Below are 17034 nucleotides of genomic sequence, written 5' to 3' on the forward strand. Positions count from 1 at the left end.
GTCATCGAGCAGCGCTGTGACGATGCGTTCCAATGCCCGCGGCATCGTCGACGACCCCGACACCAGCATCCCGGGATCAGCGTTAAGAATGGCGAGCACCCGCAGCGCGGGTGGCTGCTTCACCAGCACCGCATCGACCGCCGACTGGATCCGCTCAAAGGGAACACCGGATTCGACTGCGCCGATCAGGTTCGCGATCGCGGAGACAGTCTGCTCACGCATCGCGCGGCAGAATCTCCGCCCTCTTCGGCCGCAGCCCGCTCTCGCGCAACCTCGCCGTTCCCTGCTCGCTGCTGACGCTCTCGGTCCCGGTTGCCGCGTTCGTCGCTGCAGCCCCCATGTTGACGCGGCCGACGAGGTCGTCCGCCGAGCAGTCGAAAATGTCCATCAGCGCGACCAGGACGTGCATGTTCAGCCGTTCCGGTTTCTCCGTCACGAGTCGGAAAATTTGGCTCGTCGACAAGTCAATGCCCCGTTCTCGCAGCAGCGGGACCAGCTTCGTCGTCGAGAAGATGCCCGCCGCGGCCATAACCTCCCGTAACCGCCACTCATATCCGATCACCCTCATCAGGTCTTCTCCTTCTTTGACGGTTGGCCCTGGAGCATCTGCCCGAGCGCCTGCCGCATCATCGTGTTCGCGAAATCACCGCTCACCGCGGTGTAAATGGATGTCGTCGACTGGTAGGCGTGTCCAACCTGCTGCTGCACGAATGTCGGATCCACCCCCTCCTCGACCAAATGTGTGACGTAACTGTGCCGAAGCGCGTGCGGCGATAATCCCGCATCCAGCCCCAGCTCGTCCCGGTAATGAGCGAATCGAGTCGACAGCTCCCGTGTCCGCAGCCGGGTGCCGCGCTCGGACACCCACAACGCGTTCGACCCCTCCGCCCGCATCAGCGGCCAGACGTTCTCGACGTAGTCCTTCACCGCGGTCACCGCCCAGCCGCGCAACGAGATCACGGACCGTCGCTTCGCAGCGCCACCGCGTGCCGCCTTCCCATGTCTGACCTGGAGAACACCGAACGCTCCGAACTCCGGCGCGTGCGCGTTGCGATAAAAATCCGTCGTGTCCAGATTCACCGCCTCGTTTGCCCGCAAACCCCAGGCGTAGGCAACCTTCAACAACGTCGCATCCCGGTAGGCGGGTAGAGCACCCTTGTGTCCGGCATCCAGGATCCGGTCGACCTCGCCGTCCGCGTGATCCAGGAGCATCTGCAGTTCCTCCCGCGTCAACGGCCGTCGTCCCGGTTTGCCCTCGTAGTCCTGCAGATGTTTCGTCGTGTTCCACTCGTGGCAGATCTGGACCGGATGCGTCCCGAACCGGGTGAGGCACTCGTCCGCCCACCCATAGTGCTCCGAGATGAGATAGTCGCAGAACGAGCGCACCGCATGCTGATGACTACGGATCGTCGACGGCGCCAGCTTGCGGACGGCGACCAGATGCATCATCCACTCATCAAGACCTCCGGCAGTCCACAACCACGGCCATTCCCCCGTGAAAGTCTGAAACCGCTCGACCACGCCGACCACCGTCTTCACCGACGTCTCGCGCAGGTTCCGCCCGCCGCGCTGCTGCATCGTCCAACCCTCCAACATTGCCGCGAACACCGCGTCCTCCTCCTGAAGGAACGAAACCCCGGCGGCCAAATAAAGCGCCGAAGCACCATGTGGAACAGTCTGCTGACCCAATCCAAAGCTCCCATCTAATGCACTAACAATGCATCAAGCGCGACTCATATTGCGAATCCGCCACGCCTTGGCATCACTGCGCCGCCCGGCCGACCGCTTCGATACGATTACCGACACCTGTATCCACGCAGATCACGCAGCAGACGGAATAGCGCGCGGTTATCTCGCTGGTCGGCGCCCGCGCGGCCACCACCTACGGCGAACGCGTCGCAATCGACGCGTCGGCGGGGCTCGTCGACCGCGGGTACTGCATCGTCTCCGGCGCGGCATTCGGCATCGACGGTATGGCCCACCGCGCGGCGCTCGCATCGTCCGGTGTGACCGTGGCAATCCTCGCGGGTGGGGTCGACCGCTTCTACCCGAGCGGTCACGAGGCGATGCTCTCCCGCATCGTTCAGACGGGGGCGGTCATCTCCGAGCTGCCGTGCGGCGCCCCGCCCACCAAGTGGCGGTTCCTGCACCGCAACCGGTTAATCGCCGCCGCCAGCCTCGCCACCGTCGTGCTCGAGGCCGGGTGGCGTTCCGGTTCGCTCAACACCGCGGGCCACGCCGCGACGATCGGGCGGCCGCTCGGGGCGGTGCCGGGGCCGATCACGAGTGCGGCCTCGGCGGGCTGCCACCGGTTGATCCGTGAATCCGCTGCCGTCTGCGTCACCAACCCCGATGAGATGGCCGAGCTCGCCCCGCTGTGGGCCGCACCGGGGACACAGGGGCGGGGGAGGTCGACGCAGCGCCCGGGCCCGCAGGCGCACCCGTCGACCGGTGCTGGTCGCAGCGGACACATCGGCGACGAGATGAGGGTGCTCGATGCGCTGAGCAGCCGGTCCGCCCGATCCGTCGACGACATCGCCGCACGGAGCGGCCTCGCGGTCGAGACCGTGCGCGGGGTGCTCGGGGCGCTCGACCTCGAGGGCGCAGCCAGGCGGGGGGAGCACGGGTGGCTGCGGTCGACGTAGTGCGGCACGGGGCTGCGCCGACTGCTTTCGATGCACGGCCGACGGCTATCGGTACGCGACCGAGAGCTATCGGTGCATGACCGAGAGGGGGAGATAGGCGCTGACGATCCAGTTGGGGGCGTCGACCACCTCGCTGATCTTCAGGTCGACGATGACGGAGGCGAGGATGTATGCCTCGTGGGGTTCGATGCGGTAAGTGAAACAGAGGTGGTCGATCATGGTGCGCAGTGCTTCCCTGGCGGCGTCGAGCAGGTCGGGGCGCACGCCGGTGGTGGCGTAGTAGCCCTGGTCCTCGATCCCCGGCTGGAGCGGGCCGGCGGTCTGGAATTGCGGTGAGGGGATGGAGCGTCCCTGGTGCAGGGTGATCCTCAGTGCGCCGTCCAGGGGTGCTTCGATGGCCGTGATGCAGACTTCACCGTCTCCCTGGGCGGCGTGCGGGTCGCCGAACATCAGTCGTGCGCCGGTGAGTCCGACGGGAAGGAAGATGCGGGTTCCGACGACGAGGTCGCGGATGTCCATGTTGCCCCCGAAGTCGCCAGGGGGCATCACGGGGAGTGGGTCGGGGGTGTTCGGGGTGCATGCCAGCACCCCGAGGAATGGGCGCAGGGGAATGGTCGCGACGTCGAGGAACTCGGTGGTGTCGCCGGTGGTGAGGTCCCACTTGTAGACGTAGGGCTCGGTGAAGTCGTCGGGCAGCAGGCCGGCGCCGGGGCGGCTGGCGGTGAAGCCCCAGCCGAGTGGCTGGAATTCGAGGGGTTCGACTTCGATCACGTCGCCGGGTTGCGCACCCTCGACGAGGATCGGTCCGCGCAGGGGATAGCTGCGGGAGGCGTCGCGCGGCACGATGGGGTCACCCTGCCGATAGTCGTCGAGCTGGCCGTCGGCGGCGTCGCGCACGTCGAAGCTGATGGTGTCGCCGCTGCGGATGCTGAGCACCGGCTCGTGGGCGGGAGTCCACAACCGGTTGTAGACGTCGGGAACCTCATGGTGTGCCATGGTGTCGGACCCTAACTCGTGGAATGTCGTCGGTCGTGTCGACGTGCCGCCGTGCGGGGAGCCGCGCTCACCTCGGCGGGACCGGGGACGCTCGCCGGTAGAGCACTTCAGGGCGTCCGCGCGCGCCGAAGCGATGCGACACCGCGACGTACCCGTTGCCCGACAGGTAGGCGAGATAGCGCCGCACCGTCGCGGGCGACGCCCCCGACGCGGCGGATATCGCCTGGGCGGTGACCGGCGAGGTCAGGTGCAGGGCGTCCAGGATCGTGCGCAGCGTCGGTTCCGACAGGCCCTTGGGCAGCGGCTGGCCGGTGGTCGCCCCGCCGATCGCGGAACCGGGAGAATGCGCCCCGCCGCGGAGCTCCCCGCGGCCCGCGTCTGCGGCCGGGGCCACCAGCCGGTCGATCTCGCCCTGCGCCAGCCCCACGGGCACCTCCGGCGGCCGCTCCGCGCGCGAGCGCCGGTACTCGGTCAGGCGCTCCGCGAACGCCTCACGGGTGAACGGCTTCACGAGGTAGCCGACCACGTGGGCGGCGAGAGCCTGCCGCACCGTGAACCCGTCACGTGCCGAGCTGACCACCATGACGTCCACACTCCAGTCCCGCACGAGGCGCAGCCGGTGCAACACTTCGATGCCGCTGAAGTCGGGCAGGTTCATATCGAGGAGCACGAGGTCGACCGCGGTGTTCGAGGCGAACCGCGCGGCCTGCGTTCCCGTGCGCACCGTGCCGACCAGGGCGAACCCCGGAATATCGCGCAGGTACGCGCTGTGCAGCCGCACCACGGCGGGATCGTCGTCCACGATGAGGGTCCTGATGGGGTCGCCGGTCACCGCAGTGGTCACCGCGCCGGTCGCACCGGTCACGTCGCCGGTCACCGCGCCCGGTCCCGCACGGCGAGGGGCATCTCGACCGTGAAGCGTGCCCCACCCCACGGCGACCTGCTGACCGTGATGCTCCCACCGCGGTGTGCGACCTCTCGGCGCACGATGTCGAGGCCGACTCCCCGGTCGTCCGGGCCGCCCTTCGACGAGACCCCGCGTTCGAAGATGCGGTCGACCAGCTCCGGAGCGATGCCTGGCCCGTCGTCATTCACGTCGACGTGCAGGTCGGTGGTGTCGGCTACCGCGAGCACGCGCACCCGCCCGTCGGCCGCCTCGATCGCGTTGCGGCACAGGTTGCTGACGACGAGCAGGTCGGTGTCGTCGAGAACCCCCGCACCCACGGTCGTGAGGGGGTCGACCTCGAGGGAGCCGTCACGGTCCGCGAACTCGGCCGCGTAGGCGTCGAGCAGGGTTCGCAGCGCCGGATCGGTCACCGCGCTCGCGGCATCCATCACCGTCGTCGGGGGGACCAGGCGATCGACGTATTCGAGCACCGCGCCGGATTCGCCCTCCGCGACGAGCCCGCGGATGACGTGCAGGCGGGTGCGGAACTCGTGGGTATGGTCGCGCAGCGCTCCGGCGATCTGTCGCTGGGTCTCGGCCTCGCGCGCGCGTTCCTCGACGGGCCGCACGCTGCGACGCAGCGCACCCGTCAGCAGGGCACTCACCAGGCAGCCGAGCACCACCGACCCAAGCACCCACGGCAGCAGTCCACCGATCGCGTCGTCGAGGTCCTGCGCGATGGTGCTCTCGAGGATGCCGACCGACGCGGTTCCCACCACGGTGCCGCCGTCGAAGACCGGAACCTTGGCACGCAGGGTCGACCCGATGGTGCCCGATTCGGTGCCCACGAACGATTCGCCGGCCAGCACCTTCGAGGGGTCGGTCGATACGGGGAGACCCCGCTCCGAAGCCGTGGGGTGGGTGAGGCGAATGCCGTCGGCGTCGGTGATGACCACGTAGTCGACCCCAGACGCGCGCTCGATCGTGTCGGCCAGCGGCTGCAGCTCGCCCATGGCCGTTTCGGCGTCGAGCTGCACCGCGGCGCGCACCTGCGCGAGGTCGGCGAGGCTGCGCGAGACGTCGAGCACGCGGTCGGTGGTGGCAGAACGGATGCTGCGTTCCTGCACGGTCACGGCAACCAGCGTGGTGACCCCGACGCATGACAGCACCACGATGCACTGCATGACCAGCACCAGCAGCATGCTGGTCTTAGTCGCGAGCACAGGCCGACTCGGTGTCATCATCGACTCCTCTGCGGCGTGAGCATCAAAGAGCGCAATTCCCACGGGGGCAGGCGCCACGGTCACTCGGTGGCAGTCTACTCGGCACGCCTTCCTCGACGACGAAGGGGGCGCGGGAGGTGACCATGCGGAGACGCATCAGCGGCACGATCATCGGGGTGATCGCGGCATCCATGTTCCTGGCTGCGGCAGCCCACGCCACGACGACGGGAGGGGCTGCGAGCCCCCGCACGAAGGTGACCCTGGTGGCACCGGCGGCACCCGGAGGCGGGTGGGACGCCTTCGCCCGCGAGAGCCAGCAGGTGATGCGCGTGGAGGGGATCGCCGGGGGAGTCCAGGTGGTCAACATTCCCGGTGCCTCCGGCACCATCGGCCTCGGCCAGCTCGTCGGCATGGGCGACCGCCACGACCTCATGATGGTCACCGGCGGCGTGATGCTCGGCGGCATCATCATCAACGACTCGCAGGTCACCCTCGACGACGTGGTGCCGATCGCCCGGCTCGCCGACGATTTCAACGTGCTCGTCGTGCCCGCCGATTCGCCGTACCAGACGCTCGACGACTTCGCTGCGGCCCTCGCGGCGAACCCGGGGGGAACGGCGATAGCGGGAGGCTCGCTCGGCGGCATCGACCACCTGCTTGCCGGGCTTCTCGCGCAGGAGGTAGGGGCCGACCCCGCCGAGGTCAACTACCTGGCCTACCCGGGAGGGGGCGAGGTGGTCACGTCGATCCTGTCGCAGACCGCGGCGGCCGGCCTGTCTGGCTACAACGAGTTCCGCGACCAGATCGAGTCGGGCAGCATGCGCGCCCTCGGCACCTCGGCCCCGGAGCCCGTCGATGGCATCGACATCCCCACCTTCCGGGAGGGTGGCCTCGACGTCGCCATGTCGAACTGGCGCGGCTTCGTCGCCCCTCCCGGCATCTCCGAGTCCGTCGAGGCGGAGCTCGTCGCCATGGCTACGGAGCTTCGCGACACCCCGGCCTGGCGCGAGGTGCTCGACCGCAACGGCTGGGTCGACAGCTACATGATCGGCGACGAATTCGCCGCCTTCATCGACGAAGAGACACAACGCACGGGAGAGATCGTGGAGGAACTGGGACTGTGAGCATCAACGAATCGCCACCGCTCTCGACGGGTGCGCTGCGGGTGCAGCGCATGCCGCGCTGGTACACCGGTCGCAGTGAACTGATCGTCGTCGCGGGCGTGCTCGCGCTCGCCACCGTGCTGCTCTACGGCACGGTCACCATGGAGGTGCGCGAGGAAGACGTCTTTCCCGGCCCGCAGTTCTTTCCCGCCCTGGTCGTCGTCTTCCTCTACGCGGCGGCCATCGCGCTCGCCATCGAGGTCTGGCGGTCTCCCCAGCGTGCACACGTCGGAGACGACCCGGTCGAGATGTCCGACGAGATGCTGCGCGACCTCGGTCGCATCGACGAGACCAGCGAGATCCGGGTCGTCTCCCCGGAGGACTACGCCGCCACGACCACCGACTCCGGCTCACCGGCCCGTTCTGGCTCCGACCGCAAGACCGTGCTGATCACCATCGGCGCCTTCGCTGGCTTCATCGTCATCCTCCCGGTGGTGGGCTGGCTGATCTCCGCGGCCGCGCTGTTCTGGGTCATCGCGTGGGCCTTCGGCAGCACCCGCCCGCTCATGGACATCGCGATCGCCGCGATCATGTCGTCATCCGTGCAGCTGGCCTTCGGCGCAGGCCTCGGGCTCTCCCTGCCCGGTGGCTTCCTGGCGGGGGTGCTCTGATGGACCAGCTCGCGCTCCTGCTCGGCGGCTTCGAAGTCGCGTTCACGCCGCAGAACCTCCTCTTCCTCGTCATCGGCGCCATCCTCGGCACCGCCGTCGGGGTGCTGCCAGGGCTCGGCTCAGCCATGGCCGTCGCGCTCCTGCTCCCGGTGACCTTCAGCCTCGATCCCACTGGCGCGTTCATCATGTTCGCCAGCATCTACTTCGGCGGGCTGTTCGGGGACTCCACCTCCGGCATCCTGCTCAACACCCCAGGCAACTCCTCGGCCATCGCGACCACCTTCGAGGGCCACCGCATGGCGAAGGACGGCCGGGCGGCGAAGGCCCTCGGTACGGCCGCGATCGGCGCATTCTTCGGGGGCACGATCTCCTGCGTGCTCGTCGTCTTCTTCTCCCCGTTCATCGTGCGACTCGCGACCGTCTTCGGCCCGGCGGAATACTTCGCGCTCGCCGTGTTCGCGTTCGTCGCCATTTCGGCTGTCGTCGCCGACTCGATCGTGCGCGGCCTGGTGTCGCTCGGACTCGGCTTCGCGCTCGCGATGGTCGGTATCGACGGGATGACGGGTACCGAGAGGTTCACCGGCGGAAGCCCCGTTCTCTTCGACGGGATCTCCATCATCGTGATCACCGTCGGCCTGCTCGCTCTGGGGGAGGTGCTGCACGTCGGCTCGTACATCCGCCGCTCCGGGGGTCCAGGGGCGATGGTCACGCCGACGGGTTCCCCGCTGCCCTCCGCTCGGGAGTGGCGCATGATCCTCCCCGCGTTCCTGCGCGGCACCGCATTCGGCGTGCCGTTCGGGGCGATTCCCGTCGGGGGCGCCGAGGTTCCCACCTTCCTGGCCTACGGGACGGAGAAGCGCCTGGCCAGGCGTCGCGGCGACCCCGACTTCGGCACGCGCGGTTCCATCCAGGGCGTCGCGGGTCCGGAGGCCGCGGGCAATGCCACCGCCGGATCGGCCATGGGCGCCCTGCTCGGGCTCGGCATCCCGACGTCGGCGACCGCCGCCATGATGATCGCCGCATTCCAGCAGTACGGCATGCAGCCCGGCCCGCTGCTCTTCGAGCGCAGTGGCGACCTGGTCTGGCCGCTGCTCGCGAGCCTGTTCCTCGGCCTGGTGATCCTGCTGGTCATCAACCTGCCGTTCGCGGCAGTGTGGGCGAAGCTCCTGGTCATTCCGCGCCACTACCTCTACGCGGGTATCTCCGTCGTCGCGATGCTCGGCCTGTATGCGATCGCGTCGCGCATCGTCGACCTGTGGCTCGCCCTGGCGATCGGCATCGTCGGCTTCGTGATGCGCAGGTTCTCCCTGCCCGTCGCGCCGGTACTGATCGCCGCGATCCTCGGGCCGCTGGCCGAGACGCAGCTGCGTCGGGCCCTCGCGGTCTCGGAGGGAGACCCGTCGGTGCTGCTCTCCTCGCCCATCACAATCGTGTTGTACGCGCTGCTGGCGGTCATCGTCACGGTCAGCGTGCTGCAGCACGCCAGGCACACGGCCAAGCGACGAACGGCCGACCGGGTCGGTGTCGACACGCTGGTGAAGTGAACCGTCGTGGCGCCTCACCGGGCCGGCACCTCGCACACCGCGAGGTCGACCAGCGAAGTGAAACAACCTCGCGCAGTTAACACGCCGTTTACGTACCCCGCCTAGTGTCAACCGGGGCACAGTTGCCCACCGAACCGACAGGATCCAGATGCGCTTCCGCCGTACCGCCAGCAGCCTCGCCCTCGTGTGCCTCGGGGTCACCGTCGCCGCGCCCGCCGCTGCCTCGACCCTCCCCGACGGAGATTCCCTCCAGCTGACGCTCATGTCGACGACCGACACCCACGGGCACGTCTTCAACTGGGACTACTTCGCCGATGCCCCGTACGAGGCCGACGAGACCCTCGGGCTCAGCAGGGTCGCCACCGCCGTGAACGAGGTGCGCGCCAGGGACGGCGAGGAATCCGTCGTGGTCGTCGACAACGGCGACGCCATCCAGGGCACGCCCCTCACCTACTACTACGGCCTCGGCGACGGGGCACCTGGCGTGCTCGACGGCTCGACGGAGCACCCGATGGCACAGGCATTCAACGCCATCGGCTACGACGGGCAGACGGTCGGAAACCACGAATACAACTACGGCCTCGACTTGCTTGACGCCTACGAGAACGACCTCGACGCGCCTCTGCTCGGCGCCAACGTCATCGACGTCGCCACCGGCGAGCCGTACCACGACCCGTACACGCTGATCGAGCGCACCATCGACGGCGAGCAGGTCACCATCGGGGTCATCGGCCTCGTCACCCCGGGTGTTCGCGTGTGGGACAAGCAGTACGTCGACGGCGTGCTCGAATTCCAGGACATGGTCACCGCGGCCAAGCAGTGGGTGCCCATCGTCGACGAGCTCGCCGACGTCGTCGTGGTCACCGCCCACACCGGAGAGGGCACCGTGCCCGACGCCGAATACGACCCGGCAGACCTCAACGAAGACGTCGCGAACAACATCGCATACCAGGTGCCCGGCATCGACGTGCTCGTCGCCGGCCACAGCCACCAGGACAACCCGGGCGAGCTCGTCACGAACGTAGCGGGCGAGCAGGTCATGCTCACGCAGCCCTACTTCTGGGCGCAGAGCGTGACCGAGGTCGACCTCTCGCTGGTTCCCGCCGGTGACGGTGGCTACGAAGTCGATTTCTCGGTGGATGCCGCACCCACCGCCACCGCGCACTATGCCGCTGACATCCCCGACGAGGACCCGGCGATCGTAGAAGCACTCACCGCAGAGCACGAGCAGACCATCGAGTACGTCAACACCCCCGTCGCGCGATCGGTCACCGCACTGCCGGCGTCGAGCTCGCGCTACGAAGACACCGCGATCATCGACTTCATCAACGGCGTGCAGGCCGAGACCGTGGAGTCCGCGCTCGCCGGAACCGAGTACGCCGACATCCCCGTCATCTCGCAGGCGTCACCGTTCTCGCGCACCGCGCAGTTCCCGGAGGGGCAGGTGACCATTCGGGACATCGCCGGCCTCTACATCTACGAGAACACCCTCCGAGGCGTTCAGCTGACCGGCGCCGAGGTGCGCGAGTACCTCGAGTACTCGGCCCGCTACTTCACGCAGGTCGCCGAGGGAGCGACATTCGACCCCGCGACGGGAACGAACGCCGTCACGCCCGATCGCCCGACCGGTATCCCGGACTACAACTACGACGCGATCTCGGGGCTCGACTACACGATCAACATCGCCCAGCCCGCCGGTTCGCGCATCGGCGACCTGACGCACCCCGACGGCACGCCCGTCGCCGATGACGACGTGTTCATCATGGCCGTCAACAACTACCGCCAGAGCGGCGGGGGAGCGTTCCCGAACGTCGCCGAGGCGCCCATCGTCTACGACGAGCTGCTCGAGATCCGCCAGGTGCTCATCGAGTGGGCCACCGAGCGCGGCGTCATCGACCCGGCAGACTTCTTCGACGAGAACTGGAGCCTCATCACGTCGGCCGCCGAGGCCCCCGTGCCGACTCCCGCCCCGGAGCCCACGCCCACCACCCCAGCCCCTGGCACTGGAACCGGCACCGGCACCGGCACGGGATCGGGCAGCACCCCCGGCACCGGAACCGGAACCGGAACCGGAAGCGGATCGGGCACCGCGCCCGGCACCGGTGGTTCCTCGACCGGCGAGCTCGCCGCGACCGGCGCGTCCGACTCCGGCGTAGCCGCGGGTGCCGCACTCCTGATGTTCCTCGGCGGAGCGGCGCTCTGGCTCACCGCCCGCGCACGTCGCGGAGCGCGCACCACCTCGTAATACCAGAACCCGTGATGACGGCCGGTGGCGTGCGAACGCCCTGGCCGTCATCGGTTTGGCGGGCACCGGCCGGAACGGCTGACCGGCCGATGTCCGCCCGCGAAGATACGGTGGCAGCATGATGCAACTCGGCCAGTACCCCGCCCCGACGCTCGTCATCGCCCATTTCAGCGACCCGCACTTTCGCGGGGACGACGACGGCATGTTTGGCGTCATCGACACCAGGGCGAACCTCGTCGCGGCACTCGACCACCTCGAACGGTCGGGCTCGGCGCCGAAGGCCATCGTCTTCACCGGCGACCTCGCCGACCTGGGTGAGCCGGGGGCCTACCGGAGGTTGCGTGCGAGCGTCGAGCCCGTCGCGAACCGCATGGGAACCCGCCTCATCTGGGTCATGGGCAACCACGACGAGCGCGCCGCCTTTCGCCGCGAACTGCTCGACGAGTCCGAGCCTGTCGAGACCGAGCCTGCGCCCCACGACCGCGTGTACGACATCGATGGGCTCCGCATCGTGGTCATCGACACCACGGTTCCCGGCTACCACCACGGCGAGCTGTCGGATGCCCAGCTCGACTGGCTCGCCGGCGTGCTCGCCAGTCCGGCCCCGCTCGGCACCCTGCTCGCGATGCACCACCCGCCCATCCCGACCACCGTCGAGGTGATGGCGATCCTGGAGCTCCAGCGGCAGGACCGCCTCGCCGCGGTCGTCGCCGGCACCGATGTGCGCGGCATCCTCGCCGGGCACCTGCACTACTCGACGCACGGCATGTTCGCGGGAATCCCGGTCAGTGTCGCGGCAGCCAGCTGCTACACGATCGACGTGGCGACGCCGTCGACAGCGCTCTCCGGGGTCAGCGGCGGGCAGTCGTTCAGCCTGGTCAGCGTGTACGACGACCAGATCGTGCATTCCACCGTGCCCGTCGGCGACTTCACCGCCGTGACCGGGTTCACCGACGCGTTCCTCGAGAACCTCTCGCGTATGAGCCCGCATGACCGGCTCGAGGCGTTCTCCAGCAAGCGGTCGCCGTACACGGTGGCCGACATCGAGGCGCTCTAGGGCGGGTGCGCTGACCATGCAGATCGACCATGCGCTCGACGACTTCGCGTCGTACCTCACCGCCGAACGCGCGTCGAGCCAGCACACGGTGCGGTCGTACGGTTCCGACCTCGCCGACCTCCGCGCATTCGCCGACCAGCGCGGCGTGAACGACACCGAGGGCCTCGACCTCGAACTGCTTCGCGACTGGTTGTGGCAGGGCTCCACCCGCGGTCTCACCAAGGCGACCCTCGCCCGTCGCGCCGCCGCGGTACGCAGCTTCTCCGCCTGGCTCACCCGCACCGGAATCACCCCGATGGATGCCGCCGCCCGCCTCCGCTCGCCGAAGCCCGACAGCCACCTGCCCAGGGTCCTCACCCGCGCGCAGATGGACGGGGTGCTGTCGTCACTCGGCATCCGCGCCAGCACGGGAGATGCTGCCACACTCCGCGACCTCGCGGTCGTCGAGCTGCTGTACGCGTCGGCGCTGCGCGTGAGCGAGCTGGTGGGGCTCGACCTCGACGACATCGACCTCGGCCGCCTCACCGTGCGCGTGACCGGCAAGGGGTCCCGCGAGCGCGTCGTGCCGTTCGGAGTGCCGGCGAAGCAGGCCATCGAGCGCTATCTCGTCGACGGGCGGGCCGCGCTGCTCCGAGCCCCGGCGGCCTCCGCGCGTGCCGTCTTCCTCGGCGCGCGGGGCGGGCGCCTCGGGTCCCGTGCCGTCTACTCCCTCGTCGCCGAGCTGCTGCTCGTCATTCCGGGCGGCGGGCCATCGGGCGCCCACTCGCTGCGGCACACCGCGGCGACCCATCTGCTCGACGGCGGGGCGGACCTGCGCGCGGTGCAGGAGATGCTCGGCCACGCGAGCCTCGGCACCACCCAGATCTACACCCACGTCTCCACCGAGCGACTGGCCGAGAGCTACCGCTCCGCGCACCCCCGCGCCTGACCGCGCCCGCGCCTGACGCACCCGACGCCCGCGCCCAACCCGGCGCCGCGAGATCACCCATCCGGCCGGGTGGGCAGCAGGATCGAGCGCGGAATCCCTTCGAGGAACGCGAGCGGCGACACGTACTCCCCATTCACCCGCACGCCGAGGTGCAGGCACGGCGTCGCACAGTGCCCGGGGTCGACCGTCGCGATCACCTCACCCGCGACGACCGACTGCCCCTCCGCGACCAGCGGGGTCACCGGCTCGACGCTGGCGATCACGGCCTGCGAGTACCGCACCGAGAGCACCCCGCGGTCGACCACGCGTCCGGCGAAGTGCACGACACCGGTGGATGACGCCACCACCGGCACTCCCACCGAGGCCGCGACATCGATCCCACGGTGCCCAGCACCGTACGGCGTGGGTGGCGCCTGATACGCACGCACGACCACGCGTGCCCCGTCCACCGGCCACCTCCACCGTTCGCCATCGGGTGACACCACGCCGGCCGGTGGGGTCTCACCCGCCGGGGATGCCGCCCCCGCCGACGCCTGCCCTGCCGGAAGCACCAGGGTGAGTGCGACCAGCAGCGCAACCGTGATGGGCCACGGCGCGCGACCACTAAGCCGGGATGGCCTGGCGGGCGACGACGGGAGCGACATGGCCCGACTCTGCGCCATCTGGCAGCACCGCACAGCGCGGCGACGACCCACGGGGGAGGGATCCGCCGCGGGTCGCAGGGGGAGGGGCCACCGGGCGTCCGCGCCGTGCCCACCGGTGCTAATATGGCGGGAGCAGCGCATCACCATGCCCTGACTACGCGTGCCCACGGGCTCCGACCGACGACACTCCCCGAGTGTCGAACCGACGGGCCGGCATCACTCTCCATCAGTCTCCCCGCCACGAGCTCCGGCTCCGAGTCGGGAAGCGGACGTGTGCCAGGGCACCAGGGATCGCGCCAGACGGTAGCGACGACAAACTGAGAAGGCGGGCGTCAGCCTGCCAGGAATGGAGACGGCCATGGCCGTTGTAACTATCCGCCAGCTGCTCGACAGCGGCGTGCACTTCGGACACCAGACCCGCCGCTGGAACCCGAAGATGAAGCGATTCATCCTGACCGAGCGCAGCGGCAGCCACATCATCGACCTGCAGCAGTCGCTCGCCCACATCGACAAGACCTACGACTACGTCAAGGACACCGTCGCCCACGGCGGCACCATCCTCTTCGTCGGCACCAAGAAGCAGGCCCAGGGCTCCATCGCCGAGCAGGCGCAGCGCGTCGGCCAGCCATACGTCAACCAGCGCTGGCTCGGTGGGCTCCTCACCAACTTCCAGACGGTCTCCAAGCGCCTCGCACGCATGAAGGAGCTCGAGGAGCTCGACTTCGACGACACCACCAAGGGCTTCACCAAGAAGGAACTGCTCATCAAGAAGCGCGAGCTCACCAAGCTCAACCGCTCGCTCGGTGGTATCCGCAACCTGACGAAGACCCCGTCCGCGATCTGGATCGTCGACACCAAGAAGGAGCACCTCGCGATCGACGAGGCGCACAAGCTCGGTATCCCGGTCATCGCGATCCTCGACACCAACTGCGACCCCGACGAGGTCCAGTACCCGATCCCGGGTAACGACGACGCCATCCGCTCCGTCGGACTCCTGACCCGCATCATCGCCGACGCCGCAGCAGAGGGCCTCATCCAGCGCCACCAGAAGCCGGAGGAGGGCGACGCCCCCGTCGAGCCGCTGGCCGCGTGGGAAGCCGAACTGCTCCAGGCCTCGGAGACCCCGTCGACCGCAGCCGAGACCGTCGAGAAGACCGACAAGAACGGCACGGATGCCGCATCCGCCGCCAAGACCGAAGCTCCTGTCGCCGAGAACGACGCCGACGCCGTGGCCGCCGAGCACGAAGCCGCCGCCGACGAGACCATCGTCCCCGTGCACGCCCCGGAGTCGGCAGCCGACGCCGAGGCCCGCATCGAGGCCGAAGCCACCGAAGAAGAGAAGACCCCGACGGCCGACGTTGCTGCTGACGCAGCCGCCAAGTAAGGAACAGCACATGGCAGACTTCAGCATGGAAGACCTCAAGACCCTGCGCGAGCGCCTGGGTACGGGAATGGTCGAGACCAAGAATGCACTCGTCGAAGCAGGCGGAGACCTCGAGAAGGCCACCGAACTGCTCCGCCTCAAGGGAGCGAAGGGCAACGCGAAGCGTGCCGACCGCTCCACCAGCGAGGGACTCGTCGCCGCGAAGGAGAACGGTTCTTCGACGACGCTCATCGAGCTCGCCTGCGAGACCGACTTCGTCGCCAAGGGCGAGAAGTTCGTGACCCTCGGGCAGACCGTGCTCGACGCGATCGTCGCCGCCGGGGCCACCACCCCGGAGGAGGGCCTCGCTGCCTCGACCGGAACGCAGACCGTCGCCGAGCTCATCAGCGACGAAGCGGCCATCCTCGGAGAGAAGATCGAACTCCGCCGGGTCGCCGTCGTCTCCGGTGACAAGTTCGCCGTCTACCTGCACAAGACCAACAAGGACCTGCCGCCCCAGGTCGGCGTCGTCGTCGGATACGCGGGAGACGACGCGGAGACCGCGCGCAGCATCGCGCAGCACATCTCCTTCGCCGACCCGCTGTTCCTCAGCCGCGACGAGGTGCCGGCCGAGCAGGTCGAGACCGAGCGTCGCATCGTCGAGGAGATCAGCCGCAACGAGGGCAAGCCGGAGGCCGCGCTTCCGAAGATCATCGAGGGTCGCGTCAACGGCTTCTTCAAGCAGGTCGTGCTCCCCGAGCAGGACTACGCCCGCGACAACAAGCAGTCCGTCGCGAAGGTCCTCAAGGACGCCGGACTCACGGTGAGCGGATTCGCTCGCTTCAAGGTCGGCGCGTAACCACCCGCGTGAAAGGGTCCGAGTCGCTCCGGCGGCCCGGGCCCTTTTTCATGGGCACCGAACGCATAGCCTGTAACCAGCCACCAGCGAGGGAGCCAGAATGACCATGGACAACGGCACGACCGCTACGGAGCACGGCAAGCGTCGACGCGTCCTCCTCAAGCTCTCCGGCGAATCCTTCGGCGGCGGCGACATCGGCGTCAACCCCGACGTCGTCAGTGCCATCGCGCGCGAGATCGCGGACGCCGCGAAGGAGGTCGAGGTTGCCATCGTCGTCGGTGGAGGCAACTTCTTCCGCGGCGCCGAGCTCAGCCAGCGCGGCATGGACCGCGGGCGCGCCGACTACATGGGCATGCTCGGCACCGTGATGAACGCCCTCGCCCTGCAGGACTTCCTGGAGCAGGCCGGGGCGGCCACCCGCGTGCAGTCCGCCATCTCGATGACCCAGGTCGCCGAGCCGTACATCCCGCGCCGCGCCGAGCGCCACCTCGAGAAGGGGCGCGTCGTCATCTTCGGTGCGGGCGCCGGACTCCCGTACTTCTCCACCGACACCGTCGCCGCGCAGCGCGCCCTCGAGATCGGCGCAGACGTCGTGCTCGTCGCCAAGAACGGCGTCGACGGGGTCTACTCCGCCGACCCGAACAAAGACGACACCGCGTCGAAGATCCACGAGATCACCTACCAGGAGGCCCTCGTGCGCGGGCTCAAGGTCGTCGACTCCACCGCGTTCAGCCTGTGCATGGACAACCTCATGCCGATGGTCGTCTTCGGCATGAACCCGGCGGGCAACGTCGCGGGCGCCATCCGTGGCGAGCGCATCGGCACCCTCGTCTCCAACTAAACTCACTTCCGAACCATCTCTCGAGAGGA

17 protein-coding genes are annotated in these 17034 nt (G+C 68.8%); 10 read left to right on the forward strand and 7 right to left on the reverse strand.

Going from position 1 to position 17034, the window contains the following annotated elements:
• The 3 genes from G5S38_RS09035 to G5S38_RS09045 form a co-directional block, all read right to left on the reverse strand.
• A partial coding sequence (locus G5S38_RS09035; protein ID WP_165067565.1) for a hypothetical protein occupies positions 1-222 on the reverse strand: 222 nt, incomplete at its 3' end.
• Entirely contained in the window at positions 215-568 is a 354-nt protein-coding gene (locus tag G5S38_RS09040; RefSeq protein ID WP_201276637.1) for a helix-turn-helix domain-containing protein, read from the reverse strand. The genes G5S38_RS09035 and G5S38_RS09040, both read right to left, overlap by 8 nt.
• Positions 568-1578 (reverse strand): tyrosine-type recombinase/integrase, encoded by a 1011-nt coding sequence (locus G5S38_RS09045; protein ID WP_235928982.1) that lies wholly within the window; start codon positions 1576-1578, stop codon positions 568-570. Before G5S38_RS09045 ends, G5S38_RS09040 begins: the two co-directional genes overlap by 1 nt.
• A gap of 278 nt (positions 1579-1856) precedes the next feature.
• On the opposite strand from G5S38_RS09045, the gene G5S38_RS09050 reads away from it, so the two are divergent.
• Positions 1857-2645 carry a DNA-processing protein DprA gene (locus G5S38_RS09050; protein ID WP_407943838.1) on the forward strand — a complete coding sequence of 263 codons (789 nt, stop codon included), beginning with the start codon at positions 1857-1859 and terminating at the stop codon, positions 2643-2645.
• 66 nt (positions 2646-2711) lie between these two features.
• On the opposite strand, the gene G5S38_RS09055 is transcribed toward G5S38_RS09050, so the two are convergent.
• From G5S38_RS09055 to G5S38_RS09065, 3 genes are all read right to left on the reverse strand, one after another.
• Positions 2712-3641, reverse strand: coding sequence for an acetamidase/formamidase family protein (locus tag G5S38_RS09055; RefSeq protein WP_165067568.1), 930 nt, complete (start codon positions 3639-3641; stop codon positions 2712-2714).
• A gap of 67 nt (positions 3642-3708) precedes the next feature.
• Entirely contained in the window at positions 3709-4518 is an 810-nt protein-coding gene (locus tag G5S38_RS09060; RefSeq protein ID WP_235928983.1) for a response regulator, read from the reverse strand.
• A complete protein-coding gene (locus G5S38_RS09065; protein WP_165067571.1) occupies positions 4515-5768 on the reverse strand; it encodes a sensor histidine kinase in 1254 nt (417 codons plus the stop codon). Before G5S38_RS09065 ends, G5S38_RS09060 begins: the two co-directional genes overlap by 4 nt.
• Before the next feature lie 125 nt (positions 5769-5893).
• Here G5S38_RS09065 and G5S38_RS09070 point away from each other — a divergent pair, with 125 nt between their 5' ends.
• From G5S38_RS09070 to G5S38_RS09095, 6 genes are all read left to right on the forward strand, one after another.
• Positions 5894-6874, forward strand: a complete 981-nt coding sequence (locus G5S38_RS09070; protein WP_165067641.1) for a Bug family tripartite tricarboxylate transporter substrate binding protein — start codon at positions 5894-5896, stop codon at positions 6872-6874.
• The gene (locus G5S38_RS09075; protein ID WP_165067574.1) at positions 6871-7524 is read left to right on the forward strand and encodes a tripartite tricarboxylate transporter TctB family protein; all 654 of its coding nucleotides are present in this window, start codon (positions 6871-6873) and stop codon (positions 7522-7524) included. The genes G5S38_RS09070 and G5S38_RS09075 overlap by 4 nt, the downstream gene beginning before the upstream one ends.
• A complete protein-coding gene (locus tag G5S38_RS09080; protein WP_165067577.1) occupies positions 7524-9068 on the forward strand; it encodes a tripartite tricarboxylate transporter permease in 1545 nt (514 codons plus the stop codon). The genes G5S38_RS09075 and G5S38_RS09080 overlap by 1 nt, the downstream gene beginning before the upstream one ends.
• Positions 9069-9216: 148 nt before the next feature.
• Entirely contained in the window at positions 9217-11313 is a 2097-nt protein-coding gene (locus G5S38_RS09085; protein ID WP_165067580.1) for a bifunctional metallophosphatase/5'-nucleotidase, read from the forward strand.
• 118 nt (positions 11314-11431) lie between these two features.
• Complete coding sequence (locus tag G5S38_RS09090) at positions 11432-12370, forward strand: phosphodiesterase (RefSeq protein ID WP_165067583.1); 939 nt, start codon at positions 11432-11434, stop codon at positions 12368-12370.
• Positions 12371-12386: 16 nt separating this feature from the next.
• Complete coding sequence (locus G5S38_RS09095; RefSeq protein ID WP_165067586.1) at positions 12387-13298, forward strand: tyrosine recombinase XerC; 912 nt, start codon at positions 12387-12389, stop codon at positions 13296-13298.
• A 53-nt stretch (positions 13299-13351) separates the two neighbouring features.
• On the opposite strand, the gene G5S38_RS09100 is transcribed toward G5S38_RS09095, so the two are convergent.
• Complete coding sequence (locus G5S38_RS09100) at positions 13352-13942, reverse strand: murein hydrolase activator EnvC family protein (RefSeq protein WP_165067589.1); 591 nt, start codon at positions 13940-13942, stop codon at positions 13352-13354.
• A 358-nt stretch (positions 13943-14300) separates the two neighbouring features.
• On the opposite strand from G5S38_RS09100, the gene rpsB reads away from it, so the two are divergent.
• From rpsB to pyrH, 3 genes are all read left to right on the forward strand, one after another.
• Positions 14301-15326, forward strand: coding sequence for a 30S ribosomal protein S2 (rpsB, locus tag G5S38_RS09105; RefSeq protein ID WP_165067592.1), 1026 nt, complete (start codon positions 14301-14303; stop codon positions 15324-15326).
• A 10-nt stretch (positions 15327-15336) separates the two neighbouring features.
• The gene (tsf, locus tag G5S38_RS09110) at positions 15337-16164 is read left to right on the forward strand and encodes a translation elongation factor Ts (RefSeq protein ID WP_165067595.1); all 828 of its coding nucleotides are present in this window, start codon (positions 15337-15339) and stop codon (positions 16162-16164) included.
• Between the two features lie 106 nt (positions 16165-16270).
• Complete coding sequence (gene pyrH / locus G5S38_RS09115; RefSeq protein ID WP_165067643.1) at positions 16271-17005, forward strand: UMP kinase; 735 nt, start codon at positions 16271-16273, stop codon at positions 17003-17005.
• The last annotated feature ends 29 nt before the right edge of the window (positions 17006-17034 follow it).

The organism is Marisediminicola senii (genome assembly GCF_011057645.1).
Taxonomy (GTDB): Bacteria; Actinomycetota; Actinomycetes; order Actinomycetales; family Microbacteriaceae; genus Marisediminicola; species Marisediminicola senii.